We start from the raw sequence: 24718 nt of genomic DNA, 5'->3' as shown, positions 1-24718 counted from the left end.
TTGGCGCCTTTTGCGGACTGGTGCTTCTCAATGTCATGGCGCTGATCGCCAAGAACGGGAAGAGCCAGTTCGACTACGTGGAATTCGCATCGGACAAGGACGTTTACGCGATGGTCGATGCGTGGGCGGCCAGCAACGGTTACGTGCTCAAGCGCAGCGAAGGCGATGCGCGCAAGTATCAGAAGGGTTCGGGTTTCCTGACCGCGCCGATGTTCCTGGAACTCAACCGGGTCGGCGCGAAGTACTCGATCAAGAGTTACGTGCGCATCAACGGTTTCGTCCTGCATGGCGACGTCGGTCTGGCGGGCGATGGTTTCCTGGTGAAGCTGCCGCGCTCGATCGCCAAGAAGGCGCAGAACCAGTTGTTCCAGTCGCTGGAGCTGCAGCCGCTGCAGTGAGCGACGCTTCGATTCGACGGCCGGCGTGAATTGCCGGTGGCGACGCAAACATTAGGCCGGGTGCTCAGCGCCCGGCCTTTGTTTTTTCCGGGCCGGTGTTTAGCGCGTTGTGCACGAAGCGGGTTCACAACCCCATCGCAGCCGCGTCTAAGACAAGCGAAGGACCGGCAACCGTTGCCGGTCGGATGTTTGCGACGGAGGCGAAGGCGATGTTGATCAGAGTCGGGTTGGATCAGTGGATCATGGTCAACGGTGAGCACCGCGACGGCCCTGGCCAACCGGCGCAACTGGTGGGTCTCAACACCGCGGGATTGTCGGGCTGCGTGGCGATCGGCATGGGCTGGGGCCACATGATGTCGCTCGCGCACGTTTACTCCGATTGCACGGCCGCGACCTGGACTCCCGCGGACGGTTCGGCCGGATACCTGCAGGCGCTCGACCAGGCCTTCGCCGGCTCGCATGCGTTGGTGCCGCAAGCCAAACCTCAAGCCGTGCTGTATTGGTCGGAAGGCACGCCGCGCTGGCTGCCGAGGCAGTTGTACAACTGGCTGGACGCGCGCGATATCGAGGTCTACGAGGAAGAGGCGCCGACCTGCCGGATCTGGATCGACGACGGCCGTTTGAAGTGGTCGAAAGACCTCGCCGCGTTACCGGCCGATGTCAACAACTACACCACCTCCGACAACGCGGCCACCACGATTCAGTTCTATAAGGCGTTGTCGGCCAATGCGGCGGCGGCCGCTCCGCCGCAGGGCGAATGACAGCAGGCGACCGGGCCGCAGTCGTGCTTGGCTGATCTCATGACGGCGTGGCGACTGAAGTGTATCGGTTCCATGATCCTGCCGCGGAACCGGTCGCCTATCGCCGCAGCTAGGGATACATCCGCCGCTCCACGACGCGGAAGCTGTCCTTGGCGATGAGGTATCCGTAGCCGCCGCCACGATAGCCGCGCTGCGAAGGAGCGAACTCCACCTGGTAGTGATCGGCGTTCTGGGTGATCGCGATATCGAAGTCGTCGGCTTGCCGCATGGCCGCGTCGTCGGCCGAGTCCGGGCCGGCTTCCAGCGCTAGGCGCTTGACGAATTCGGCGCGCGCCACCGCCAGGGCCCGCACCGTGCCGGGTTCGGCCGAGCGCAACGAGAACGGCGATTCGCCCAGTTCGGTGGCGTGAGCGCCGGCGATCGACATCGCCAAAGCGAATGCGATGAATAGCCGTGGACGCGACATGATTTCCCCTGATCGAAGCGCCGGATGGGAGGGATGGCGGCAATCGCTAATCTACATCGCCGCCGCCGCGCCGCAATCGGCGCTGGCGCCGGGTGTCAGCGCGAAGCCGCGGTAACCTCGCTCGGCGGCGGTGTCAGATGCTCCACCCAGTCGCGCAGAAACCGCCGTTTCTTCACTTCGTCCAGGTACACCAGAAAACCCAGCCCCAGCGAAGTGCGGCGCAAGGCGGCGCTGCGTTGCGACAGGTCGCCGTACAGGCGCGGCGGATCGCGCAGGTCGTCGCGCGCGGGGATCAGCTTGGCTTCGCGCGCGAGCAGCACCTGACCGCGCGGCGACAGCAGGTAATCGAGAAAACGCCGTGCCTCGGCCGGGTTGGATGCAAAGCGTGGGATCAGCGCGGTGCGCGCGACCAGCAGCAGATGATCGCGCGGCAGCACGATCCGCAGCGGCGCGCCGCGTTCGATGCGTTGCAGCGCGTAAGAGCCGAACACGCCGTAAGCGAAACTGATCTCGCCGTCGGAGAGCCGATCGAGCAGGTTGTCCATGCGCTTGAACAGATGCGCGTCGTTCTCGCCCAACGTGGTCAGCATCGGGCCGGCATCGTTGCCGAGCAGCTTGGCCTCCTGGGTGGCGATGAAATAAGCCACGGCGCTGTCGCGCGGGTCCTGCAGGCCGATCCGGCCGCGCAGCGGGCCGTGCTTGTCGCGCAGCAGGCGCTGCAATTGCTCGCGGGTCTGCGGCGCGCGCAGCGGGTCGAGCCGTTCGCGGTTGTAGACCATCACCACCGGCTCGTAGCCGTAGGCGAAGACTTCGTCGCGCCAACGCGCGCTCGCGGGCAGCGCCTGGGCCTGCGGCGAGCGATGCGGCAGCGCGTAGCCGTCGTTGACCAGTTTGACCTGAAGATCGGTGCTGCTGCTGAGCAGCAGGTCGGGGCGTTCCTGCGCCGCGCCGGCGCGCGCGCCGCGCGCGTAGATCTGCGCGGTATCCAGATGCGAATAGCGGACCTCGACCGCGGGATGCAGTCGTTGGTAGTCCTCGATCAAGGCGCGGACCAGGCCGACATTGCTTGAACCGTGCAGTACCAACCGGCCTTGCCGCGCGATGCTCGCGTCGAACACGGTGATGCGTTCGTTCTGCGGCGGCCGCGCCTGGGCCTGGCCCAGGTACAGCGTGCCGATCGCGGCGACCAGATACAGCAGCAGCGAGAAGGCGTAACGCAACAGCTTCATGCGGCGTCCCTTGGCAAATGCAGGCGCACGCTCAGGCCGCCGCTCGCGGACGTGTCCAGGACCACGCGGCCGCCATGGCTCTCGACCACGCGCTTGACGATCGCCAGGCCCAGGCCGGCGCCCTGCGCGCTGGCGTGTTCGCCGCGATCGAAGCGATCGAACGCGCGCTCGCGCTGTTCGAGGTTCATGCCCGGGCCGGCATCGTCGACGCTGAGCACCAGGTCCGCGCCGTCGGCCTGCAGACGCACCAGGATCGGCGCGTGCTCGCCGATGCCGTGCTTGATCGCGTTGTCGATGAGGTTCTTGATCGCTTCGCGCAGCATCAGCGCATCGCCGTGCAGCCGGGTGTCGTCGGCGTCGCAATCGAACCGCACCCGCGGCCGCGGTTCGGCCTGCGGCACCGATTCGCGCAGCGCCTGCCGCGCGATGGTCTGCAGGTCCAGCGGCTTGAAATGATGCAGTTCGGCGCGGTGGGTCACGCTGGCGTGGCTGAGCAACTGATTGAGCAGGCGGCCGAGCTTGTCGGAATGGCGTTCGACCGCGACCAGGCCCTGCCGCCACTGCTGCGGATTGTTCTGATCCAGCGCCAGCTGCGCCTGCGCGCGCAACGAGGCCAGCGGATTGCGCATCTGGTGCGCGGCTTCGGCGATGTAGGCGCGCAGGGCGTCGATATTGGTCGACAGGCGCGACATGAAATGGTTCTGCGCGGCGACCACGTGCGACAGCTCGGTCGGCACCGCGCGGGTGATCGGACGCAGGTCGAACGGGGTGCGCACGCTGAAATCCTGTTCGATCCGCGCCAGCGGTTGCAGCGCGCGATCGATCGCGAGCCGGGCCAGCAGCAGGATCGCCACGGTGAACAAGGCGATCCAGCCGGTTACGTGCCAGACGATGTCGCGCGCGACTTCGTTGCGCGCGCGCCGGGTCTGGCCGATCTGGATCAAGGCCGCTTCCGGTCCGTCGGCGCTGCTCGCGGCGCGGCGCAGCACCGCGAAACGCACCGCTTCGCCGCGGTAGTGCGCATCGAAGAATACGGTCCGATCGGCCGCCAGACTCGGCGGGCGCGGCAGGTCGTCGTAACCGGTCAGGGTGCGCCCGCCGGCCAGAAACACGCGGTAGAACGCGCGGTCGTCCGGCGCGGCCGACAGCAGTTCCAATGCGGCGCACGGGATGTTGGCTTCCCATCGTCCCTCGACCAGGGTGATGCTGTCGGCGATGGTCAGCGCCGAGGCGTTGAGCAAGCGGTCGTAGGACAGATCGGCCGCGCGCCGGCCGTACTGGCGCGCGCCGAAGAACAACAACAGCATGCCGACCAGCGACAGCAGCCCGATCGACAGCAGCAAGGTGCGTCGTATCGACGGGCGTGCGTGTTCGAGCTCAGTCATGCGCCATGCCGCTGCCGTGCGTGGTTTCGGCGAGGTAGCCGGTGCCGCGCACGGTCACGATGCGCAGGAAATCGTGCGGCAGCTTCTTGCGCAGCCGCGCGACGTACAGTTCGACGGTGTTGGAGCCGGCTTCCTCGCTGAGCGCGAACAAGCGGTTGGTGATCTCGTTCTTGCTGACCACCTGGCCGAGCCGGCCGACCAGGATCTCCAGCAAGCTGTACTCGCGATTGGGCAGGTCGATGGTGCGGTTGTGAAAGCGCAGCCGGCGCGCGGCGTTGTCCATGGTCATCGGGCCGATCTGCACCAGCGCCGAGGTCTGCGCCTGCCGGCGCCGGGTCAGGGCGCGGCAGCGCGCGCTGAGTTCGCGGAAATCGAAAGGCTTGCCGATGTAGTCGTCGGCGCCGACATCGAGCGCGCTGATGCGGTCTTCGATATCGGACCGTTCGGTCAGCATCAGCACCGGTGTCGCGTCGCCGCGGCGGCGCAGTTCGGCGAGCAGGCTCAGGCCGTCCATGCGCGGCAGGCCGATGTCGAGCAGCACCAGGTCGTAGCGTTCGTGTTCGAGGAAACGGCAGGCCGACAGGCCGTCGGCTTCATGATCCACCGCATTGCCGGTGCGGCGCAGATGCTGCACCACCGCGTGGGCCAGATCGAGATTGTCCTCGACCAGCAAGATGCGCATGAACGAACTCCTGATGAGTGGCTGGGTGAACGCAAGCGGCGCCGCGCGCGAACGCGCGGACGACGAGCTTGGGCGGCAAGCCGATGCGGCGTGTGCGACGCGCGGCGCGCGGCGTGGACGCGCGCGACAGGTCGGCGACAGGCTATCGGCCTAGACTGGAACGCATGCTCTGGAGGGAGTGTTCGGCAGCGGTTTGATCGGCTTGTCTGATCGGGCTGAGGTCGAAGTCGAAGGCGGCATGCTCCGGGGAGTGAGCATGCCGCCACGACTAACATGCGATTTACAGGCTGTCGATGCGGTGCCGGCGCGGATGTTCGAAAGTGTGAGGCGCTTGGAAGAGCGGCCTGGATTTCGAGGTCATTTTGGCCGTCGTCGGCATCGGCGAACAAAGCAAAGCTGATGGCAGTCGTAAGCAAAACTAAGTAGCGCGCGAAACCTTCGCGTCGCCATCGGCGGTATCCATCCCCGCGTCACTTGCAGGAAGAGACATGCGTCAAACAATCTCGGTCCGTTCGGTTGTGCTCGCTTCGCAAACGCGTCGGGTGTTCGCGACGCTCGTGCTGGCCGCGGCGTTGGCGCCGGCCTGCGCGGTCGCGGCCAACCAGAACAGCGGCTTCTACGTCGATCCCGATTCCAACCCGGCGCTGTGGGTGCGCAATCATCCAGCCGACACCCGCGCGAACGCGATCCGCAGTTCGATCGCGACCCGACCGATGGCGCGCTGGTTCGGCAATTGGAGCGGCAACATCGGCACCGCGGTGACGACCTTCGTCGACGCCGCGCGCGCGGCCGACAAGCTGCCGATCCTGGTCGCCTACAACATTCCCGGGCGCGACTGCGGCAGTCACTCCGGTGGCGGCGCCGGCAGCCCGCAGGCGTATCGCACCTGGATATCGAGTTTCGCCTCGGGCATCGGCAACCGCCGCGCGGTGGTGGTGATCGAACCCGACGCGCTGGCGCAACTCGATTGCCTCGCGGCGGATCAGCGTTCGGTGCGCATCGGCCTGCTGCAGCACGCCGCGCGCGAGTTCAAGGCGCGCGCGCCCAATGCGCTGGTCTATCACGACGGCGGCAACGCCAGCTGGATCGCCGCGGACGAAATGGCGCGGCGCCTGAATTCGGCCGGCGCGCGCGATCTGCGCGGCTTCGCCTTGAACGTGTCGAACTATCACACCACCGCCGATTCCAATGCCTACGGCAAGGCGGTGGCGGCGTCGTTGCAGCGCCAGTTCGGCTACAGCAAAACCTTCGTGGTCGATACCAGCCGCAACGGCAACGGCTCTAACGGCGAGTGGTGCAATCCGGGCGGGCGCAAGCTCGGGGCTGTTTCGCAGAACAGGGGCAGCGGCGCGGAGATGCTGTTGTGGGTCAAGGTGCCCGGCGATTCGGACGGCAAGTGCGGGATCGCGCCGAATACGCCGGCGGGCGAGTTTTCGCCCGATATCGCCACGCGGCTGATCGAGGGGCGTTGAGCCGCGGTTCGCCTCGGACCCATGTTCGATCGGATCGCCTTTTTCGGCGTCGATAGGCTCGTTCGCGTGATGCGCCGGCGCGGACCGTAGTCGCGGCATTGTTGTTTTCTATCGGCCATCGCCATCGGCGCGCTGGTCCGGGCGTTGTTTGCCCAGCGTTTGCCCGGGCCGCGCGATGTTCGATTGCCGGTTTGGTTGTTCGTTCGTTGTCCAGGAGTGATGTCGCATGCGTTCGTTCCCACGCCGCCCGGTCGTGCATCGGCTGTGGCTGGCGATTGTTTGCCAGACCGTGTTCTTCAGCAGCGTCGCCTTGTCGGTCGATCGTGGCGCCTCGCGCGCGACGCACGATGCCGCGCCGGCGATGCACGAGCGCGAGGTCCGATCCGCGCGCCGTTGATCGTTCCCGATGCATCCGCCGCGGCGGCGTCAGCCGCGCTGGCCGCATCCGTGTTTCTCCGCTACGCAGCAGGGTCCGACGCCCCCTCCGACTCACGCCGGTCGCGCGCTCCAGGCGCCGGCGGCTGCGATTCGCGGAGCGTCGCGCAATGCGCTGCATTCGTGGATGCAGCGTGTTGTGCGGCGATTTATTGCTGCCGCCGTGGCCGCGGCGCCGGCCAGCACGGCAACCGCTGTGCGCGGGCGCAGCGGCTTGGCGAGTACAGCCGCCATCGCGGCGGCGTCAATCGGCCTGAAGCCACTGTCGGCGGCGTCGGCAATCGGTACGATCCGGGCTCATGACCCTGCGCCGCTACCTGCAACTGGACGTGTTCGCCCATCGCATCGGCGCGGGCAATCCGCTGGCGGTGGTGTTCGACGCGCAGGACCTCGACACCGCGGCGATGCAGTCGTTCGCAGCCTGGATGCATCTGCCCGAGACGATCTTCCTGCTGCCGCCGCAGGCCGGCGCCGACTATCGCGTGCGCATCTTCACGCCGCGGCAGGAACTCGCGTTCGCCGGCCATCCGAGTCTCGGCGCGGCGTGGGCGGCGATCGATGCGCGGCGGGTGCCGGCCGACAGCGAGTCGCTGCTGCAGGAGTGCGCGGCCGGTCTGCTGCCGGTGCGGATCGTCCACGACGCCACCGGCATGCGGGTCAGCGTGCGCGCGCCGCATGCGCGGCGTTGCGATCACGATCGCGCCACCGCGCAGCGCCTGGACGCGGCGCTCGCCGGTTGGCCGCGCGGCGCGCTGGCGCCTGGCTTGTGGGACAACGGTCCGCGCTGGTGGGTGGTCGAACTGGACGCCGCGCCCGACCAACCCGATCGGCCCGACCCGGTACGCAGCCTGCAGCCCGACCTCAACGCCGTCCTCGCCCTGGCCGGCGACGACGCGCTGGGGCTGGCGGTGTTCGCGCGCAGCCGCGATCCGGGTTACGACTACGTGGTGCGCGCGTTCTGCCCGGGCGACGGGATCGCCGAGGACCCGGTGACCGGCAGCGCGAACGCGGCGATCGCCGCCGCGCTGCTGGAGGCCGGCCGGCTCGCGCCGGGCGATCGCTACAGCGTCAGCCAGGGCCGCGAAGTCGGCCGCGACGGCTGCGTCGAGGTCCGCATCGACGAGGACGGCGAGGTCTGGATCGGCGGGCGGGTCCAGGCGGTGATCCGCGGCACGGTCGAATGGTGAGACGGCCGGCACGTTAGGGATTGCGGCGTGGCACCGAATTTAGATTGCGCGGCGAAAAATTACGCACGTCCCGCGTTTACGTAAAAAACGTAAATTCTTGCGTAGGGGCCATCGACAGGCGGGCCGCGCAGCGCAGGCATTTCAGGTCGATCCTCGCATGCACGGCGATGTGCGCCGTTGCCGGGCCGCCGCCATCGCACAGTCCCTGCCGACTGCACGTTTGGGTGGCTGTTGGAAATTCTTTTTCCACTTCGGTAACTCCTCGCTCGCTCCCGGCGCCCGAGCCTGTCCGTTGTGGTGACGCGGTCGCGTTTCAGCCGCCCCCGGTGAACGAAAATCACGCTTTCTCACGAGAATTACCGGCTATCGGAAATATCGCATTGGCCGCGCGCCTGGACCGGTTTCATCACTTGTCCTAGACCCTAAACAGGAGCAGCCTCACGCCGTACACAGTCAAACAACACTTTGAATGTGTGGTATCGGCGCTCAGCCGGTGTCGCCCCCGCGAACGCAGGCGCAGCGATAAACCCAGGCACGGAGCAGCGCAACGCTGCGTTCGGAGGACGTGATGGACACTCGTGGCATTCGCAAAGCCCTTTCCTACAGCTTGCTGGCGGCGTGCATTCTGACGATCACCGTATCGACGACCGGTTGCTCGGGCTCGGGCGGGGTCAAATCCAACTTCAATCCTAATCCGGGCGGACCCGGTGGCCCCGGCGATCCGGGCGGCCCCGGTGGTCCGGGCGATCCCGGCGGTCCGGGTGGCCCCGGCGGCCCCGGCAATCCGGGCGGCCCCGGCGGTCCGGGTAATCCGGGCGGTCCGGGTGGTCCCGGCAATCCCGGTGGCCCAGGTGGTCCCGGTGGTCCCGGTGGTCCGGGCAATCCGGGCGGACCCGGCGGTCCGGGCAATCCCGGTGGTCCTGGTGGTCCGGGCGGCACCAGCGTGCCTGGCAATGCCTTGGGCGCGATCGTGACCGTGGCCGGTAACTTGGTCACCGGCATCGGCGGCGGGGTCAGCACGCTCGGCGCGCAGATTCCCAATCAGGCCTTGCTCGGCGGCAACAACCCGACCACGCAGGGCCTGGCCAAGGTCGTCGACGACCTGGGCAAGACGGTCAGCGGGCTGGGCCTGTCGACCAGCAGCGGGCTGGGCCAGATCGGCAATATCAGCAATCCGGTCGGCACCACCGTCGGCGGGGTCGACAATCTGGTGGTCAACGTCGGCACCACGGTCGACGACCTGGGCAAGACGGTCGCCACGGTCGGCGCGTTCCAGGGCTCGCCGATCCAGCCGCTCACCAGCGCGGCCGGCGGACTGGTCTCGGGCGTCGGCAACGGGGTCAAGGATGTCGGCGGCAAGCTCGGCGGCGTGCTCGAAGGCTCGGCCGGTCAGTCGCTGACCGGCGCGCTCAGCGCGGTGCTCAAGCCGGTCGCGGGGCTGGGCCAGACCAACGGCGGCGGTACCGGCGGCAGCGGCGGCGGCAATCTGGTCGCCAACGTGTCGCAGGGCGCGGGCGGCGTGGTCGGCGGCGTGGCGTCGGCCGGCGCGGCGCTCGGCGGCGCGCTCAGCGGCGCTCCGGTCCCGGGCGGCGCGGCCGGTCTGGTCGGCGGCGCGGTCACCGGCGTCAGCAACAATCTCGGTACGGTCGGCGCGGGCATCACCGCGGGGCTGGGCAATGCCGGCAGCATCGCCAACCCGGTCGGGGTGACCGCGGCCGGCGTGACCAGCGGCGTCGCCGGTCTCGGCGGCACGGTCGGCGGCGTCGGCGCGGGCGTGGCCAGCGTGGGCGGCTCGACGCCGTTGGCGCCGGTCACCGGCCTGGTCGGCGGTGTCCTGACCGGCGTGGGCGGCGGCGTGACCACGGTCGGCACGGGTGCGACCGCGGCGGTCAACGGACCGCTGCAGCCGGTGACTCAGGGGCTGAGCACGGTCGTCAACGGCGTGGCCGGGGCGACCGGGCTCAACAATGCCAACGGCGGCCTGCTCGGCGGCGTGCTCGGCAACGACAGCAGCAAGGGTGGCCTGCTCGGCACCGGCCTGCTGGGCAAAAAGGGCGGTAAGCCCTGATCGGATGTGACCTGGCGCGCGGGAACGGCATCGCGCCGTTCCCGTCGCGCGCCCAGGTCGTAGAGTCGAACCCAGGCTCGCGGATGCGTTTTCGGCCTCGGCCGCGCGCATCCGGGGCCGCAACCGAAACCGGAGTCCAGACCAGGCACTCAACCCGGACACACCGTTCGCCCGAGTCAGACCAAAACAACAACGACAACCGGCCCGGCGCAGCAAGGGCGAAAGCCACCGCCGAGGCACAAGGGGCTCCGCATGGATACAGGGCTTTGGGGGAAGCGCTATCCACTGGCGCTGGCGATCACCGCGATGCTCGCGGCGACCACGGCGCATTCTCAGACCCAGCCACGATTGCCGACCACCGGCAATCCGTTGCAAACCCTGCCGCAGGTGCCGCTGCCCAAGGCCGAGCCGAAGGTCAGCACCACCGTCGCGCCGCAGCAGAATCCGGAAATGGCCGCGTTGCTCGCGGTGCCGCTGACGCCGATCCGGTTCGAAGTGTCCGGGGTCAAGTCGGTGCCGTTCGAACAGGTCACCGGTTTGTTCATTCCCTTGATCGGCCGGCAGATCACCGTCGCCGACCTGCTCGGCGCCGCCGAGACCTGCACCAAGCTGTATCGCGAACGCGGCTACGCGCTGTCGTTCTGCTACGTGCCGACCCAGGACTTCGCCGACGGCACCGTGCGCGTGGTCGCGGTCGAGGGCTATGTCGCCCAGGTCCGCGTCGGCGGCAAGCCCGGCAAGATGGAACGCAAGATCCGCGCGATCGCCCAGCACATCATCGACGACCGGCCGCTGCGCCAGAGCACCTTCGAACGCTATTCGCAGATCCTGGGCTTCCTGCCGGGCGCGAAGATGACCATCAACGTGCCGGCGCCGACCACCACCGACGGCGCGACCTCGCTCGACCTCAACGTCGGCGGCAAGCGCTACGACGCCAGCTGGGCGCTGGAATTCAACCATCCCGGCACCCAGGGCCTGGCGACGCTCAACCTCAATGCGCTGACTTCGCTGGCCGAGCAATGGAGTCTGGCCGCGCTGTACCCGGACGGCCGCAGCAACGAACGCTTCTACAGCGCCGGGTATTCGCAGCTGATCGGTAGCGACGGCTGGATCGGCCGGGTCGACGGTTCGCGCTATCGCGGCGTGCCGGTCACCCAGACGCCGCTGCCGGCGTTCCTCGATCACCGGGTCGAACAGGACCGCGTGTCGATCAGCGCGCGTTATCCGCTGCTGTTGCGCAACGAGCGATCGCTGTTCGTCTCGGCCGGCGTGTACGCCGCCGATCAGTCCGACCGCTACTTCAATACGATCAACGGCGCCTTGCTCGAACAGCGCTCCAAGACCCGGGTGGTGACCGCGGGCCTGGATTACGCCGAGGCCAAGAAGAATCACGCGCGGCAAGCGAGTGTTTCGATCGCGCGCGGGCTCGACGCCTGGGGCGCGTCGGCCGACACGGTCACCAACATCGACGGCATCGACGTGGCCGGCGCGAGCGACGTGTCGTTCACCCGCTACAACCTGGGCTACGCGCAGAGCCGCACCTGGAAGGAACAACGTTACGCCGCGGTGCTGCGCGCGACCGCGCAGTACAGCCGCCAGCGTCTGCCGTCGTCGGAGCAGATCAGTTTCGGCGGCACCCGCTTCGGCCTGGCCTACGACCCGGGCGAAACCTCCGGCGACAAGGGCTGGGGCGCGGCGCTGGAGCTGAGCCGCAACTTCCGTCCGAACACCCAATGGCTCAAGTCGGTGACCCCGTACCTGGCCGTGCAGCACGCACGCGTCTCGCTGACCCAGGGCCGCCCGCCGATCGACGACCTGGGCAGCGTCGCGCTGGGCCTGCGCTTGTCCGACAACAAGCATTTCAACATCGACTTCGCCTATGCCAAGCCGACCGCGGATATTCCGCTGGAGACCGACGACCGCAAGGCGCGGTGGAATTTGAATTTTTCGTATCAGGTGCAGTAGGGCGGTTATTGCAGCCGTTGCAGCCGTTGTGTCCGTCGCCGTTGGTGGTGGTTGCGACGTAACCGTTATGTCGCGGTCGCGACTTGCGGCGCTCCTACAGCCCGAAACGAATCTGCGGCCGCTCACTGTAGGAGCGGCGCGAGCCGCGACCGCGTCATCGCATTTGCGTCGTGGCCGAGAGGTCGCGGTCGCGACTTGCGGTGCTCCTACAGCGTGAAACGAATCTGTGGTCGCTCCCTGTAGGAGCGGCGCGAGCCGCGACCGCGTCATCGCGCTTGCGTCGTGGTCAAGAGGTCGCGGTCGCGACTTGCGGCGCTCCTACAGCTTGAAACGAATCTGCGGCCGCTCACTGTAGGAGCGGCGCGAGCCGCGACCGCGCTACCGCGCTTGCGTTGTGGCTGTGATGTCGCTGTCGCGACTTGCGTCGCTCCTACAGCTAGGAACGAAGCTGCGGTCACCCCCTGTAGGAGCGGCGCGAGCCGCGACCGCGTCATCGCGCTTGCGTCGTGGCCAAGAGGTCGCGGTCGCGACTTGCGTCGCTCCTACAGTCGCTTCTGCGCGGCTACTCGGTGGCGCTTTCGAACCGCGATTTCAGCCGTGATCGAGCAAATGCTGCAACACCGCCTCGCCATAACGATCGAGCTTGCTCACGCCGATGCCGGGAATGCGGCCGAGATCGTCGAGATCATCGGGAGCATTTTCGGCGATCGCGCGCAAGGTGCTGTCGTGGAAGATCACGTACGCTGGCACGTTCTGTTCGCGCGCGGTGGTCGAGCGCCATTCGCGCAGGGCGTTGAAGCGCAGCAGCGAAGCCGGGTCCATGTCGATCATCGGCGCCGCGCTCGCGCCGCCGCGGGTCTTGCGGGTGCTCGCGCGCGCGGCCTTGGGCGCTTCGGTGCGAAAGCGCAGTTCGCGTTCGCCGCGCAGCACCGGTGCGCTGTCGGCGGTCAGGCGCAGCGCGCCGTGGCGTTCGATGTCGGCTTCCAGCAGGCCGGCGGCGACCAGTTGCCGGAACACGCTGCTCCACTGTTTGACGTCCAGGTCGCTGCCGATGCCGAAGGTGCTCAGCGCTTCGTGACCGAAACGGGTGACTTTCTCGGTCGCGGTGCCGCGCAGCACGTCGATCACGTGGCCGGCGCCGAAGCGCTGGCCGGTGCGGTACACGCACGACAGCGCCTTGCGCGCGGCGGTGGTGCCGTCCCAACTTTGCGGCGGCTCCATGCAGTTGTCGCAATTGCCGCAGTTGCCGGGGTGCGGCTCGCCGAACCATCCGAGCAGCGCCTTGCGCCGGCATTCGGTGGATTCGCAGAAGCCCAGCAGGGAATCGAGCTTGCGCAGCTCAAGACGCTTGCGTTCTTCGCCGGCTTCGCCTTGCTGGATCAGCTGGCGCAGGTTGACCACATCGCCCAGGCCGTAGCACAGCCAGGCTTCGGCCGGTTCGCCGTCGCGGCCGGCGCGTCCGGTCTCCTGGTAATAGCCTTCGATCGACTTGGGCAGGTCGATGTGGGCGACGAAACGCACGTCGGGCTTGTCGATGCCCATGCCGAAGGCGATCGTCGCGACCATCACCACCCCGTCTTCCTGCAGGAAGCGGCGCTGGTTGGCGGCGCGCACGCCGGCGTCGATGCCGGCGTGGTAGGGCAGGGCCTTGATCCCGGCGGCGGCCAGCTGCTCGGCCACCGATTCCACCCGCTTGCGCGAGAACGCATAGACGATGCCGCTTTCGTCGCGATGCCCGGCGAGGAAATCGAGCAGCTGACGGGTGCCGTTGTCCTTGTGCACCACGCGATAGCGCACGTTGGGGCGATCGAACGAGCTGACGAAGCGGCGCGCGTCTTCCAGAGTCAGCCGTTCGGCGATCTCGCGCTGGGTCGGCTCGTCGGCGGTGGCGGTCAGGGCGATGCGCGGGATGTCGGGCCAGCGCTCGTGCAGGATCGTCAGTTCGCGGTATTCGGGGCGGAAGTCGTGGCCCCATTGCGATACGCAGTGCGCTTCGTCGATCGCGAACAGGGCGATCTTGGCGCGGTCGATCAGGTTCAGGCAGCGGCCGCTGAGCAGGCGTTCGGGCGCGACGTAAAGCAGATCGAGCTCGCCGGCCAGCAACTGGCGCTCGACCTCGGCCGCGTCCTCGCTGCTCAGGGTGGAATTGAGATAGGCCGCGCGCACGCCGAGCTGGCGCATCGCCTCGACCTGGTCCTGCATCAGCGCGATCAGCGGCGAGACCACCAGACCGCAGCCTTCGCGGATCAGCGAGGGAATCTGGTAGCACAGCGACTTGCCGCCGCCGGTGGGCATCAGCACCAGGGCGTCGCCGCCGTCGATCACGTGCTGGACGATCTGCGCCTGTTCGCCGCGGAACGCGGTATGGCCGAAAACGCGGTGCAGTAACTCGAGTGCGGGGGAAGGCATGGGGCTAGTTTAACCGGGCCGGTTCGCGGGCCGGTCGGAAACTGGCGGCGCGGGTGGTCGGCGATGTCGGTGTCGGCGGATCAGGGCTTGGCTTGCGCTGGGGTCGGGGATGTGGCGGGTTGGGGCTGGTTGGGGATCGTCGCGTCGGAGCGGAGAACATCGGGGCTAAAGCCCCTCCCACAGAGACCTCGGAACCGCGGCCACTTTTGCGGCCAGGCTGCTTTTGTGGGAGGGGCTTGAGCCCCGACGCTTTTCGGCCGGATCGCCCGGCTTTCCGAGCGCCACCCGCAAACCCCGCCCTCGGCCGCCCGCAGACTCCAGCCAACCCCGCAAACGCAACGGGCGCGGCCATCGCCGCGCCCGCCGGGTACCGCTGGATCGCGATTACTGCAGCAGCGAACGCAGCATCCACGCATACTTCTCGTGGGTCTGCAGGCGCTGGGTCAGCAGGTCCTCGGTCGGCGCGTCATCGACGTCGTCGGCCTGGTCGAGTACCTTGCGCGCAGTGCGGCACACCGCTTCGTTGCCGACCACCAGCTGGCGGACCATTTCGCGCCAATCGGCGGCCTCGGTCAGGCCGGCTTCTTCCGGGATCGAGCTGAGCTTGACGAATTCGGCGTACGAGCCCGGCGCGTTGAAGCCCAGCGCGCGGATCCGCTCGGCGATGTCGTCCAGCGCGGTCCACTGCTCGGTGTACTGGGTTTCGAACATGACGTGCAGGGCGTTGAACATCGGCCCGGTCACGTTCCAATGGAAATTGTGGGTCTTCAGGTACAAGGTGTAGCTGTCGGCGAGAAAACGCGACAGACCTTCGGCGATCTTCTTGCGATCGCCCGGCGAAATCCCAATATCGATCGAGGGCGCGCTGCTGCCGGCGGCGGGCGATGCGGCCGGGCTGGCCGACGACAACGGGGATGCGGACTTCTTGGACGAGGATTTGTCCGGTTTTCCGGGCTTGCTGACCTTGGCCATGGGGGACTCCTTATTCCAGTGCGGATGGTGAGGCGGGACGGTGGCAAAACGCTTCGGCGCGCGCGCCGAAGCGCAATACGTTTCGACGCGGGCCCCGGATTTCAAGCGTGTCGCGGGCGGGCCGGCATCGAATCGAAAGGGTTCCGACGCTCGCGTCGGACACTGCGGCGACAATAGGCGCTGTCGATCGCGATGTGAAATGGTTTGTTCCTAGCGCTGCGATGCAAACGATCTATCGATGAACACCAGCAATTCCAAACATCAGTCTAGCCACGCGGATGCTAGCGCCGCGTTACGGCAGGCGCGCAACGCGATCGACGGCGGATTGAGCCGCGACCGCGGCCGCCTGCACGGCCTGTGGTCGCGCTGGAGCGGCAAGCCGGCCGACGCGCAGGCGCAGGCGGCGTTCGCGCAGGCCTTGGCGGCCTCGGTCGCGCAGCGCGCAGCGCGCGCGGCGTCGCTGCCGCAGGTGCCCGCCGACCCGGCGCTGCCGATCGCGGCCGAGGCCGAGCGCATCGTCGAGCTGATCCGCAAGCACCCGGTGGTGGTGATCGCCGGCGAAACCGGTTCGGGCAAGACCACCCAGTTGCCCAAGCTGTGCCTGGCCGCCGGCCGCGGCGCCGCCGGCATGATCGGCTGCACCCAGCCGCGCCGCATCGCCGCGCGCGCGGTCGCCCGGCGCGTGGCCGAGGAGCTCGATACCCCGCTCGGCGAGTTGGTCGGCTATCAGGTCCGCTTCAACGACAACGTCGGCGAGCGCACCGCGGTCAAGTTCATGACCGACGGCATCCTGCTGGCCGAAATCCAGTCCGACCGCTGGCTGTCGGCCTACGACACGATCCTGATCGACGAGGCGCACGAACGCAGCCTCAACATCGACTTCCTGCTGGGCTATCTCAAGCAGCTGCTGAAAAAACGCAGCGACCTGAAGATCATCGTCACCTCGGCGACCATCGACACCGAGCGCTTTGCCGCGCATTTCGACGGCGCGCCGGTGGTCAGTGTCGAGGGCCGCGGCTATCCGGTGAACGTTCGCTATCGTCCTTTGGACGATGCGGGAATCGGGAATGGGGACTCGGGAGTCGCAGGAGCGGATCGTCCCGTCGCGGGCGATGCCTCGCGTGCTCCGAAACGAATCCCGAATCCCGAATCCCGGATCTCGGCCATGAGCGTCAACGACGGCATCGTCGCCGCCTGCGACGAAATCACCCGCGAAGATCCGCGAGGCGACGTGCTGATCTTCCTGTCGGGCGAGCGCGAGATCCGCGACGCGCACCAGGCGCTGGAGCGGCGCAAGTACCGCGAAACCGAGGTGTTGCCGCTGTACGCGCGGCTGTCGGTGCGCGATCAGGACCGGGTGTTCAATCCCGGCCCCAAGCGCCGCATCGTGCTGGCGACCAACGTCGCCGAAACCTCGCTGACCGTGCCGCGCATCCGCTACGTGGTCGACCCCGGCCTAGCCCGGGTCAAGCGCTACAGCCCGCGCGGCAAGCTCGACCGGCTGCACATCGAACCGGTCTCGCAGGCCAGCGCCGACCAACGCAAGGGCCGCTGCGGGCGCATCAGCGAGGGCACCTGCTATCGCCTCTACAGCGAGCCGGATTTCGAATCGCGGCCGCGCTACACCGATCCGGAAATCCGCCGCGCCGCCCTGGCCGGGGTGATCCTGCGCATGCTGTCGCTGGGTCTGGGCAGCGTCGACGGCGGCGGTCACAAACGCCGCGGCCCGCGCGGCGCGGCGGCGGCCGCCGAACAGGACGCAGCGACCGCGCACGGCGCGTCGGCGCGGATCATCGAGGATTTCCCGTTCCTCGATCCGCCCGACAGCCGCGCGATCGCCGACGGCTGGCAGCAACTGGCCGAACTGGGCGCGGTCGACGAACAACGCCGGCTCACCGCGATCGGCCGGACCATGGCGCGCATGCCGGTGGACGTGAAGCTCGCGCGCATGCTGGTCGCGGCCAACGCCCACGGCTGCCTGCGCGAGATGATCGCGATCGCCGCCTTCCTCGGCATCCAGGACCCGCGCGAGCGCCCGGCCGACCAGCGCGGCGCGGCCGATGCGGCGCATGCGCTGTTCGCCGATCCGCGTTCGGAATTCGTCGGCATCCTCAAGCTGTGGGACGCCTACCAGACCGCGCACGAAGACCTCACCCAATCCAAGCTGCGCGGCTGGTGCGAGAAGCATTTCCTCGGCTTCCTGCGCATGCGCGAATGGCGCGAGTTGCATCGACAGTTGAAACTGCTGTGTGAGGAGCTGGGATTCGGGATTCGGGATTCGGGATTGGCCGAGCGCGAGACCTCGATGAACGCCGAGTCTTACGCGACCTTGCATCGTGCGCTGATCGCGGGCTTGCCGACCCAGATCGGTTTTCGCGGCGACAAGGGGCAGTACGATGGCCCGCGCGGGCGCAAGTACCAGTTGTTCCCGGGGTCGCCGTTGGCCAAGAAGCCGCCGCCGTGGCTGCTGTCGGCGACCTTGCTCGACACCGAGCGGGTGTGGTCGATGACCAACGCCACGATCGAGCCGGACTGGGCGATCCAGGAACTGCCGCATCTGCTCGCGCGCCGCCATCACGATCCGCGCTGGGCGCGTTCGCAGGGCCGCGTGGTCGGCAGCGAACAGATCAGCCTGTTCGGTCTGGTGCTGGCGCCGAAGCGGCCGATCCACTACGGCGCGCTGTATCCGGAAGAGAGCCGGATCATTTTCGCCCGCGATGCCCTGGTGACCGGCGAGATCAACACCCGCGCCGCGTTCGTCGCGCGCAACCTCGCCACCTTGGCCAAGGCGCACGAGGAAGAAGCCAAGCAGCGCCGCGCCGGCCTGGTCGTGGACGAGGAATGGATGGCGCAGTGGTACCTCGACCGCTTGCCGGCGCAGATCCACAACGTGCAGGCGATGGACGCGTGGTACGCCAAGCTGCCGGCCGACGAGAAGCGCGCGCTGGAATGGTCCAACAACGATCTGATGGTCGGCGGCGAGACCGAGGCGTCGCGGTTCCCGCCGTACCTGCAACTGGGCAACGCGCGGCTGGCGGTGCGCTATCGCTTCGAACCCGGCGCGGTCGACGACGGCATGACCGTGGCGGTGCCGCTGCATCTGCTCAACGCGCTCGATCCGGCGCAGCTGTCGTGGCTGGCGCCGGGCTTCGTCGCTGACAAGGCCGCCGCGCTGATCAAGTCGTTGCCCAAGACCTTGCGCCGCAACTTCGTGCCGGCGCCGGATTTCGCCAAGGCCTTCCATGAGGCGCATCGCCAGGCCGAGGCCGACGATCTGGTCGGCGTGCTGGCGCGGTTCCTGCGCAAGCTCACCGGCACCGAAGTGGCCGCGACCGATTTCGATCCGACCACGATCGAGCCGCATCTGCGCATCAACCTGCGCCTGCTCGACGCGGCCGATCCGCGCGGCGGCAAGGACGCCGAGCGCAAGGTGCTGGCCGAGTCGCGCGATCTCGACGAGCTGCGCCAGCGCTTCGGCGAGCGCGCCGCGCGCGCGTTCGCCGCGCAGGCCGCCGATGGCCTGGGCCAGCAGGGCTTGACCGTGTTTCCCGATCAGCCGATCCCGATGTCGGTGCCCGGCGCGGCCGGCGTGCCGGCGTTTCCGGCCTTGCACGACGACGGCGACACGGTATCGCTGCGCGTCCACGCCGAGCGCGAGGCCGCGTTGCGCGCGCATCCGGGCGGGGTGCGCCGGCTGCTCGCGATCGCGATGGCCGAGAAGCTCAAGCAGGCGCGCAAGCAGATGCCGATCCAGGCCAAGACCGGGCTGCTGTATGCGGCGATCGAGTCGGCCGCGCCGCGCAAGGACCGCGTGTCGCCCACGCGCGCGGCGCAGGACCGCGCTTCGCACGATCGGCCGCGCGACAGCGACCGCCTGCGCGAGGACCTGGTCGACGGCGCGTTGCAGTCGCTGCTCGGCGACGACGCCGACCTGGTCGCGGTGCGCGATCCGGCCGGTTTCGAACTGCGCCGCGAGACCGTCGCGCGCAAGCTGTTTCCCGAGGCGATGGAACGCCTGCGCCAGGCCGAGACGATTCTCGGCGCCGTTGCCGAGGCGCGCGCGCGGTTGGAGTCGTCGTTGATGGGCTGGGCCAGCGGCAACCTCGACGACATGCGCGCGCAGTTGGCGCGGCTGACGCCGCCGGGGTTCCTGCGCGATGTCGCGACTTCGGCGCTGGCCGAGTACCCGCGTTATCTCAAGGCCCTGTCGGTGCGCAGCGAGCGCGCGTTGCGCGATCCGGTGCGCGATCAGGCGCGGATGCTGGAGCTCAAGCCGTTCGTCGATGCGTTCGATGCGGCGCAGGCGGCTGGGCTGGCCGAGGATGCGGGGTGGCAGGCGTTGCGCTGGGAGATCGAGGAACTGCGGGTGTCGTTGTTTGCGCAGGAACTGGGTGTGCGTGGTGGGGTGTCGCCCAAGAAGCTGGCGCAGCGGTTGGCTTCGTTGCGGGGTTGAAATGTGCGCGGCGGATTGGACCGATGCGGCGTGCGCCTTGTGCGGCGGACTAGGTGGCCGCGACGTGCATCTGATCGGTTCTGGCTTAGTGCCGCCGTTGTTGATGTGGCGCGGTCGCGGCTTGCGCCGCTCCTACAGGTAGGCCATTCGGCTTTCGCTTTGGCTTGAGCCTCAATCCGCGCAGTTCATCCAGCGCTGCGACGCTTGTAACTCGCGAGAACAATAGCACACCCGGAGGGCGGCACACATGGATGTGCGCCGTGCGCCACCGAGACAGGATGTCTCGTGTGGCGCATGCCTGCGCAAGCACCGCACGCGCGGGCCCTTGATTCAAAGAAAAGCGTTTTTCTTTGGTTACCTTTCTTTTGTCGCTTTTGACAAAAGAAAGTAACTCGGCCGCTTGCGGACGAAAGCTGTAGATCTTGCCTTTGGCTTCAAAGCTCTAAAGCTCTAAAGCTCTAAAGCTTTAGAAGCTGCAAGCAGGATCAAAAGCTTCCGCCACTAAAGCGGCGGGTAACTTTCTTTTGTCCAGAGCCACAAAAGAAAGTCACCAAAGAAAAAGGCGTTCCTGTTTCGAATCAAGAGCCGCACGATCGTTGCCTGCGCAGGCATGCGCCACACGGGACATCCATGTCCCGGTGGCGCACGGCGTGCATCCTGCACGCCGCCCTCCGGGTGTGCTTTTGTCAACGCGAGTTCTCTGCCTCGCAGCGCTGGATGAACTGCGCGAATTGGTGCCCAAGCCAAAGCGAGAGCCGAATGGCCTCCCTGTAGGAGCGGCGCAAGCCGCGACCGCGAACCACCAGCCGCGCCGAGCGCCCGCTGAGAAGCCGAGAACCAAGCGCGCGTATTGCGAGCGCCATCCCCACAAACGCAAACGCCGGCTATGCGCCGGCGTTTGCGATCAACTGCTTGTGTGATGCCTCGCGCGACCGACACCGCGGCCGCCGATAGAAAGCGAAACCTCAGCCCCCGTCGACCCGCTTGACCTTGGCCTTCGGAATCTGCCCGTCCACTTCGAGATACCACGCGCCCATCATGCCGGGCTTGATGGTGACCTTCGGCGACATCACCGGCTTGCCGATGAACAACGAGCCGTCGATCACCCGCCAGCGCTGGCCGTTGTCGAGCACGATCACGCTGCCGCCGGAGAAGCCGCGGAATTCGCCCTGGATGGTGGAGTGGATCGGATCGGCGGCGACCTTGGAAAACGGGTCGTTGCGTTCGGCCTGGAGCTTGCGCTCGGCTTCGGCGACCGCCTTGGTCTGATCCTGGCTCAGCAGTTCGTTCAACAGCGTCAGCTGCTGCGCCGACAGCGTCGACAGGCCGGTGGCCTGCATCTGTTCGGCGCTGAAGCGCTGCTCGACGGGCACGTAATGACGTTCGGCCGCGCTCGCGCCGGCGGAAACGGCGAACAGCACGGCAAGGCTCAGTGGGGCGAACGCACGCATGAGAACACTCCGAAAAATAGGACGCGAAAGGGGAATCGGTCGTCGCCGCGCAGCTTACTTGGTCCGCGAGACCTTGGCGCGGGTGTTGTAGCCCTGCACCGCCATGTACCACACGTTGCCGATCACGCTCGGGGTGATGCGCACCTGCGGCGCATCCAGATGCACGCCGGGCAGGTCGGCGTTGTCGTCCTGGCGCCATTCCTGGCCGTTGTCGAGGACGTAGGTCTGGCCGCGCGAGAAGCCGTTGAACGGGCCGGTCATGCGCGCCACCACCGCCTCGCGCGAACCCGAGCCGAGAAAGCCGCGGTTCTCGTGCTTGACCTGGGCGCGGGTTTCTTCCTTGGCCTTGACCACGGCCTTGCTGGTTTCAGTGTCGAGGGTGCGGTTGAGCCAGGCGTTCAGGTTGCTCAGCTGTTCGGGGCTGAGCTGGTCCAGGCCGGCGGCCTTGAACTGTTCGGCGCTCATCTGTTGTTCGATCTTCGACTGCGCCAGCGCGGCCGGCGCGGCCAGCGCCAGGGCGATCGCGGCGGCGACGGCGAGCGCGCGGCGCGGCGTGGAAAGGAGAATCGCGGACATCGTGCTGTTCCTCGGGGCGGATGCTCGCTAGTGTAGACGCTCGCACTTCCCGCTTCGATCCGTCCCCACGCAGTGAACGTTCCCGCCGCTCAGTCCCGCCCCGATCCGACCCACGTCCTGGCCCAGCCCGCGGCGGCGGCCCTGGCCGCACCGCTGCGCAAGGCCTTGCTGGAGGCGGCGCAGGCGCCGCAGGCCGGGGCGAATGCGCTGGACGCGCCGGAGGTGGTCGCCGCGACCCTGGACGCGCTGGCCCTGCTCGACGCCGACAGCGACACCGTCGCCGCGGCGATCCTGCACGCCTATCCGGGCTGGGCGAGCGCGATGGGCGCGGGCTTCGAGCGCGATTACCCGGTGGTCGCGGCCTTGCTCGACGGCCAGCGCGCCGCCGGCCAGGTGTGGGCGCTGCACGCCGAACAGGGCCGGCATTCGGGCACCGAAGGGCTGCGCCGGCTGCTGCTGGCGATCGTGCGCGACCTGCGGGTGGTGCCGATCCTGCTCGCGCGCCAGCTCGCGCGCATGCGCCACGCCGATCACCTGCCGGCGGACACGCGCCGCGAACTCGCCGCGCTGACCCGCGACATCCACGCGCCGCTCGCCAACCGGCTCGGCATCTGGCAGCTCAAGTGGGAGCTCGAAGACCTCGCGTTCCGTTACCTGGAGCCGCAGACCTATCAGAAGATCGCGCGCCTGCTCGACGAAAAGCGCGGCGATCGCGAGCGCTACATCGAACAGGTCAAGCGCACCCTGCGCGAGGCGATGAGCGCGCAAGGGGTCAAGGCCGAGGTCGCCGGCCGCCCGAAGCACATCTACAGCATCTGGAAGAAGATGCAGCGCAAGGACGCGCCGATCAGCGAGCTGTACGACCTGCGCGCGGTGCGGGTGATGGTCGACGATCTGGGCGCGTGCTACGCCGCGCTCGGCGTGGTGCATGCGACCTGGACGCCGGTGCCGAGCGAGTTCGACGACTACATCGCCCGGCCCAAGCGCAACGACTACCGCTCGCTGCACACCGCGGTGATCGGGCCGGAAGGCAAGACCCTGGAAGTGCAGATCCGCACCCACGAGATGCACCGCCAGGCCGAACTGGGCGTGGCCGCACACTGGAAATACAAGGAAGCCGGCAGCCACAGCGCCGACGCCGCGTTCGATCGCAAGATCGCCTGGATGCGCCGATTGCTCGATGCCAAGGGCGACGGCGGTCAGGGCGGCGACGAGGCGCTGGCGAGCGAGCTCGATACCGAACTGGTCGAGGACCGGGTCTACGTGCTCACTCCCAAGGGCGAGGTGATCGATCTGCCGACCGGCGCCACGCCGCTGGATTTCGCCTACCACGTGCATACGGAGGTCGGTCATCGCTGCCGCGGCGCCAAGGTCGACGGACGCATCGTGCCGCTCGATCACAAGCTGCGCAGCGGCGACCGGGTCGAGATCCTGACCGCGAAAACCGGCGAGCCGCGGCGCGACTGGCTGGTGCTGGCGAACGGCTTTTTGGCCAGCAATCGTTCGCGTGAAAAGGTCCGCAACTGGTTCCACAAGCTCGATCGCTCGCGCAACGAAACCGCCGGCCGCGAACTGCTCGACAAGGAACTGCGCCGGCTCGGCCTGCTCGGCGCCGACCTCGCGCCGGCGCGTGAACGTTTCATGCTGGCCAGCGATGGCGATCTGTATGTGCAGGTCGCGCTCGGCGACCTCGGTCCGCACCAGATCGGCCGCGCGCTGCTCGAACACGAACGCGCGCAGTCGGCGCCGCCGCCGGTCGCGAGTGCGAGCGGCACCACCGTGCTCACGCCGCCGGCGCCGCGCAAGCTGCCGGGCAAGTCCACCGATTTCACCGTCGAAGGCGTCGGCAATCTGCTGGTGCAGCTGGCGCGCTGCTGCCAGCCGCTGCCGGGCGAACCCATCGTCGGGTATCTGACCCGCGGCCGCGGCGTCAGCGTGCATCGTCCCGGTTGCCAGGCGTTCGAACGGCTGGCCGCGGCCACGCCGCAGCGGGTGCTGCCGGTGGAGTGGGGCCGCAAGGGCAGCGGTTACGAAGTCGATATCGAAGTGCTGGCGCTGGACCGCAAGTGGCTGCTCAAGGAAGTCACCAACGTGATCGCCCAGGCCAACGCGCACGTGCTGAGCATCCGCAGCGATGTCGAACGCAACGGCGCGCAGGTGCGTTTGCGCCTGCGCCTGCGGGTGGCCGACTACGGCCAGTTGTCGACCTTGCTCGGCAAGCTGTCGTCGTTGCCGGCTGTGGAGTACGCGCAGCGGCAGTGAGGTGTTGGGGTCGTAGTGGATGGGGAAGCGCACGGTTACGGTAACGGCCGCAGCAGCAGCAGCAACAGCAACAGCAACAGCAAATCCCCCCTTGCCCCCCTTTTTCAAAGGGGGGTAACAGCAACGGCAGCGGTGATTGAGTTTGTGGTCGCGATGGCTGCGGCGACAGCTTCGCCGTGGCCATTGCCGTCGCCGTTGCCATTGCTGTTGTCACAGCCACTTGTACTGCCGATGCCAACGCCAATGCCAATGCCAATGCCAATGCCAATGCCATTGCCATTGCCGTTGCTGTTGCCGTTGCTGTTGCTGTTCCCCCCTTTGAAAAAGGGGGGGCAGGGGGGATTTGCTGTTGCTTCTGCTTGTAGCCGAACCTCCCCCCACCGCGCCAAAAACACCCCTGTTCGACCAACCAACCCCCCACCCTTAAAAAATACAACTCGTAACAACCACAAAAAACGGATCACCCAATCCGCGAAATTCCGCACCCAATTTCCACTTCTGCTCGCCGCATCGCAAAACCGCACATTCCCCGCCAAAACACCTAAAC

At 67.7% G+C, this 24718-nt stretch carries 18 protein-coding genes; 10 read left to right on the top strand and 8 right to left on the bottom strand.

Annotated elements, in window-relative coordinates:
* Window positions 1-35: 35 nt before the first annotated feature.
* Entirely contained in the window at window positions 36-398 is a 363-nt protein-coding gene (locus tag KME82_RS19720) for a hypothetical protein (RefSeq protein ID WP_215495518.1), read from the top strand.
* 209 nt (window positions 399-607) lie between these two features.
* Complete coding sequence (locus KME82_RS19715; protein WP_215495517.1) at window positions 608-1159, top strand: hypothetical protein; 552 nt, start codon at window positions 608-610, stop codon at window positions 1157-1159.
* 109 nt (window positions 1160-1268) lie between these two features.
* On the opposite strand, the gene KME82_RS19710 is transcribed toward KME82_RS19715, so the two are convergent.
* The 4 genes from KME82_RS19710 to KME82_RS19695 form a co-directional block, all read right to left on the bottom strand.
* A complete protein-coding gene (locus KME82_RS19710) occupies window positions 1269-1625 on the bottom strand; it encodes a hypothetical protein (protein WP_215495516.1) in 357 nt (118 codons plus the stop codon).
* A gap of 95 nt (window positions 1626-1720) precedes the next feature.
* A complete protein-coding gene (locus KME82_RS19705; protein ID WP_215495515.1) occupies window positions 1721-2854 on the bottom strand; it encodes an ABC transporter substrate-binding protein in 1134 nt (377 codons plus the stop codon).
* Complete coding sequence (locus KME82_RS19700; RefSeq protein ID WP_215495514.1) at window positions 2851-4239, bottom strand: sensor histidine kinase; 1389 nt, start codon at window positions 4237-4239, stop codon at window positions 2851-2853. The genes KME82_RS19705 and KME82_RS19700 overlap by 4 nt, the downstream gene beginning before the upstream one ends.
* Window positions 4232-4921 (bottom strand): response regulator transcription factor, encoded by a 690-nt coding sequence (locus KME82_RS19695; RefSeq protein ID WP_215495513.1) that lies wholly within the window; start codon window positions 4919-4921, stop codon window positions 4232-4234. The genes KME82_RS19700 and KME82_RS19695 overlap by 8 nt, the downstream gene beginning before the upstream one ends.
* A gap of 488 nt (window positions 4922-5409) precedes the next feature.
* On the opposite strand from KME82_RS19695, the gene KME82_RS19690 reads away from it, so the two are divergent.
* The 5 genes from KME82_RS19690 (at window position 5410) to KME82_RS19670 (ending at window position 12048) form a co-directional block, all read left to right on the top strand.
* Entirely contained in the window at window positions 5410-6393 is a 984-nt protein-coding gene (locus KME82_RS19690) for a glycoside hydrolase family 6 protein (RefSeq protein ID WP_215495512.1), read from the top strand.
* Window positions 6394-6619: 226 nt separating this feature from the next.
* Window positions 6620-6790 (top strand): hypothetical protein, encoded by a 171-nt coding sequence (locus KME82_RS19685; RefSeq protein ID WP_215495511.1) that lies wholly within the window; start codon window positions 6620-6622, stop codon window positions 6788-6790.
* Between the two features lie 337 nt (window positions 6791-7127).
* Entirely contained in the window at window positions 7128-8015 is an 888-nt protein-coding gene (locus KME82_RS19680; protein WP_215495510.1) for a PhzF family phenazine biosynthesis protein, read from the top strand.
* A gap of 568 nt (window positions 8016-8583) precedes the next feature.
* The gene (locus tag KME82_RS19675) at window positions 8584-10083 is read left to right on the top strand and encodes a collagen-like triple helix repeat-containing protein (RefSeq protein ID WP_215495509.1); all 1500 of its coding nucleotides are present in this window, start codon (window positions 8584-8586) and stop codon (window positions 10081-10083) included.
* 252 nt (window positions 10084-10335) lie between these two features.
* The gene (locus KME82_RS19670; protein WP_215495508.1) at window positions 10336-12048 is read left to right on the top strand and encodes a ShlB/FhaC/HecB family hemolysin secretion/activation protein; all 1713 of its coding nucleotides are present in this window, start codon (window positions 10336-10338) and stop codon (window positions 12046-12048) included.
* Window positions 12049-12639: 591 nt separating this feature from the next.
* Here KME82_RS19670 and recQ read toward each other — a convergent pair.
* Window positions 12640-14457 (bottom strand): DNA helicase RecQ, encoded by a 1818-nt coding sequence (recQ, locus tag KME82_RS19665; protein ID WP_215495507.1) that lies wholly within the window; start codon window positions 14455-14457, stop codon window positions 12640-12642.
* Window positions 14458-14841: 384 nt separating this feature from the next.
* The gene (locus KME82_RS19660) at window positions 14842-15429 is read right to left on the bottom strand and encodes a Dps family protein (protein WP_215495506.1); all 588 of its coding nucleotides are present in this window, start codon (window positions 15427-15429) and stop codon (window positions 14842-14844) included.
* Window positions 15430-15667: 238 nt separating this feature from the next.
* Here KME82_RS19660 and KME82_RS19655 point away from each other — a divergent pair, with 238 nt between their 5' ends.
* The gene (locus tag KME82_RS19655) at window positions 15668-19882 is read left to right on the top strand and encodes a DUF3418 domain-containing protein (protein WP_215495505.1); all 4215 of its coding nucleotides are present in this window, start codon (window positions 15668-15670) and stop codon (window positions 19880-19882) included.
* 965 nt (window positions 19883-20847) lie between these two features.
* On the opposite strand, the gene KME82_RS19650 is transcribed toward KME82_RS19655, so the two are convergent.
* Window positions 20848-21333 (bottom strand): hypothetical protein, encoded by a 486-nt coding sequence (locus KME82_RS19650; RefSeq protein ID WP_215495504.1) that lies wholly within the window; start codon window positions 21331-21333, stop codon window positions 20848-20850.
* 54 nt (window positions 21334-21387) lie between these two features.
* Entirely contained in the window at window positions 21388-21909 is a 522-nt protein-coding gene (locus tag KME82_RS19645; protein WP_215495503.1) for a hypothetical protein, read from the bottom strand.
* Between the two features lie 72 nt (window positions 21910-21981).
* On the opposite strand from KME82_RS19645, the gene KME82_RS19640 reads away from it, so the two are divergent.
* Window positions 21982-24171 carry a RelA/SpoT family protein gene (locus tag KME82_RS19640; protein ID WP_252255432.1) on the top strand — a complete coding sequence of 730 codons (2190 nt, stop codon included), beginning with the start codon at window positions 21982-21984 and terminating at the stop codon, window positions 24169-24171.
* A gap of 176 nt (window positions 24172-24347) precedes the next feature.
* Window positions 24348-24536 carry a hypothetical protein gene (locus KME82_RS19635; RefSeq protein WP_215495502.1) on the top strand — a complete coding sequence of 63 codons (189 nt, stop codon included), beginning with the start codon at window positions 24348-24350 and terminating at the stop codon, window positions 24534-24536.
* Window positions 24537-24718 lie beyond the last annotated feature (182 nt).

The organism is Lysobacter capsici, assembly GCF_018732085.1.
GTDB lineage: Bacteria > Pseudomonadota > Gammaproteobacteria > Xanthomonadales > Xanthomonadaceae > Lysobacter > Lysobacter capsici_A.
This window is presented reverse-complemented; position numbering and strand designations above follow the sequence as displayed.

Bases quoted from the DNA above. Each gene is read 5' to 3' on its own strand.
- KME82_RS19720 (WP_215495518.1), top strand. From the start codon at position 36: ATGGCGCTGATCGCCAAGAACGGGAAGAGCCAGTTCGACTACGTGGAA.
- KME82_RS19715 (WP_215495517.1), top strand. From the start codon at position 608: ATGTTGATCAGAGTCGGGTTGGATCAGTGGATCATGGTCAACGGTGAG.
- KME82_RS19710 (WP_215495516.1), bottom strand. From the start codon at position 1,625: ATGTCGCGTCCACGGCTATTCATCGCATTCGCTTTGGCGATGTCGATC.
- KME82_RS19705 (WP_215495515.1), bottom strand. From the start codon at position 2,854: ATGAAGCTGTTGCGTTACGCCTTCTCGCTGCTGCTGTATCTGGTCGCC.
- KME82_RS19700 (WP_215495514.1), bottom strand. From the start codon at position 4,239: ATGACTGAGCTCGAACACGCACGCCCGTCGATACGACGCACCTTGCTG.
- KME82_RS19695 (WP_215495513.1), bottom strand. From the start codon at position 4,921: ATGCGCATCTTGCTGGTCGAGGACAATCTCGATCTGGCCCACGCGGTG.
- KME82_RS19690 (WP_215495512.1), top strand. From the start codon at position 5,410: ATGCGTCAAACAATCTCGGTCCGTTCGGTTGTGCTCGCTTCGCAAACG.
- KME82_RS19685 (WP_215495511.1), top strand. From the start codon at position 6,620: ATGCGTTCGTTCCCACGCCGCCCGGTCGTGCATCGGCTGTGGCTGGCG.
- KME82_RS19680 (WP_215495510.1), top strand. From the start codon at position 7,128: ATGACCCTGCGCCGCTACCTGCAACTGGACGTGTTCGCCCATCGCATC.
- KME82_RS19675 (WP_215495509.1), top strand. From the start codon at position 8,584: ATGGACACTCGTGGCATTCGCAAAGCCCTTTCCTACAGCTTGCTGGCG.
- KME82_RS19670 (WP_215495508.1), top strand. From the start codon at position 10,336: ATGGATACAGGGCTTTGGGGGAAGCGCTATCCACTGGCGCTGGCGATC.
- recQ (WP_215495507.1), bottom strand. From the start codon at position 14,457: ATGCCTTCCCCCGCACTCGAGTTACTGCACCGCGTTTTCGGCCATACC.
- KME82_RS19660 (WP_215495506.1), bottom strand. From the start codon at position 15,429: ATGGCCAAGGTCAGCAAGCCCGGAAAACCGGACAAATCCTCGTCCAAG.
- KME82_RS19655 (WP_215495505.1), top strand. From the start codon at position 15,668: ATGAACACCAGCAATTCCAAACATCAGTCTAGCCACGCGGATGCTAGC.
- KME82_RS19650 (WP_215495504.1), bottom strand. From the start codon at position 21,333: ATGCGTGCGTTCGCCCCACTGAGCCTTGCCGTGCTGTTCGCCGTTTCC.
- KME82_RS19645 (WP_215495503.1), bottom strand. From the start codon at position 21,909: ATGTCCGCGATTCTCCTTTCCACGCCGCGCCGCGCGCTCGCCGTCGCC.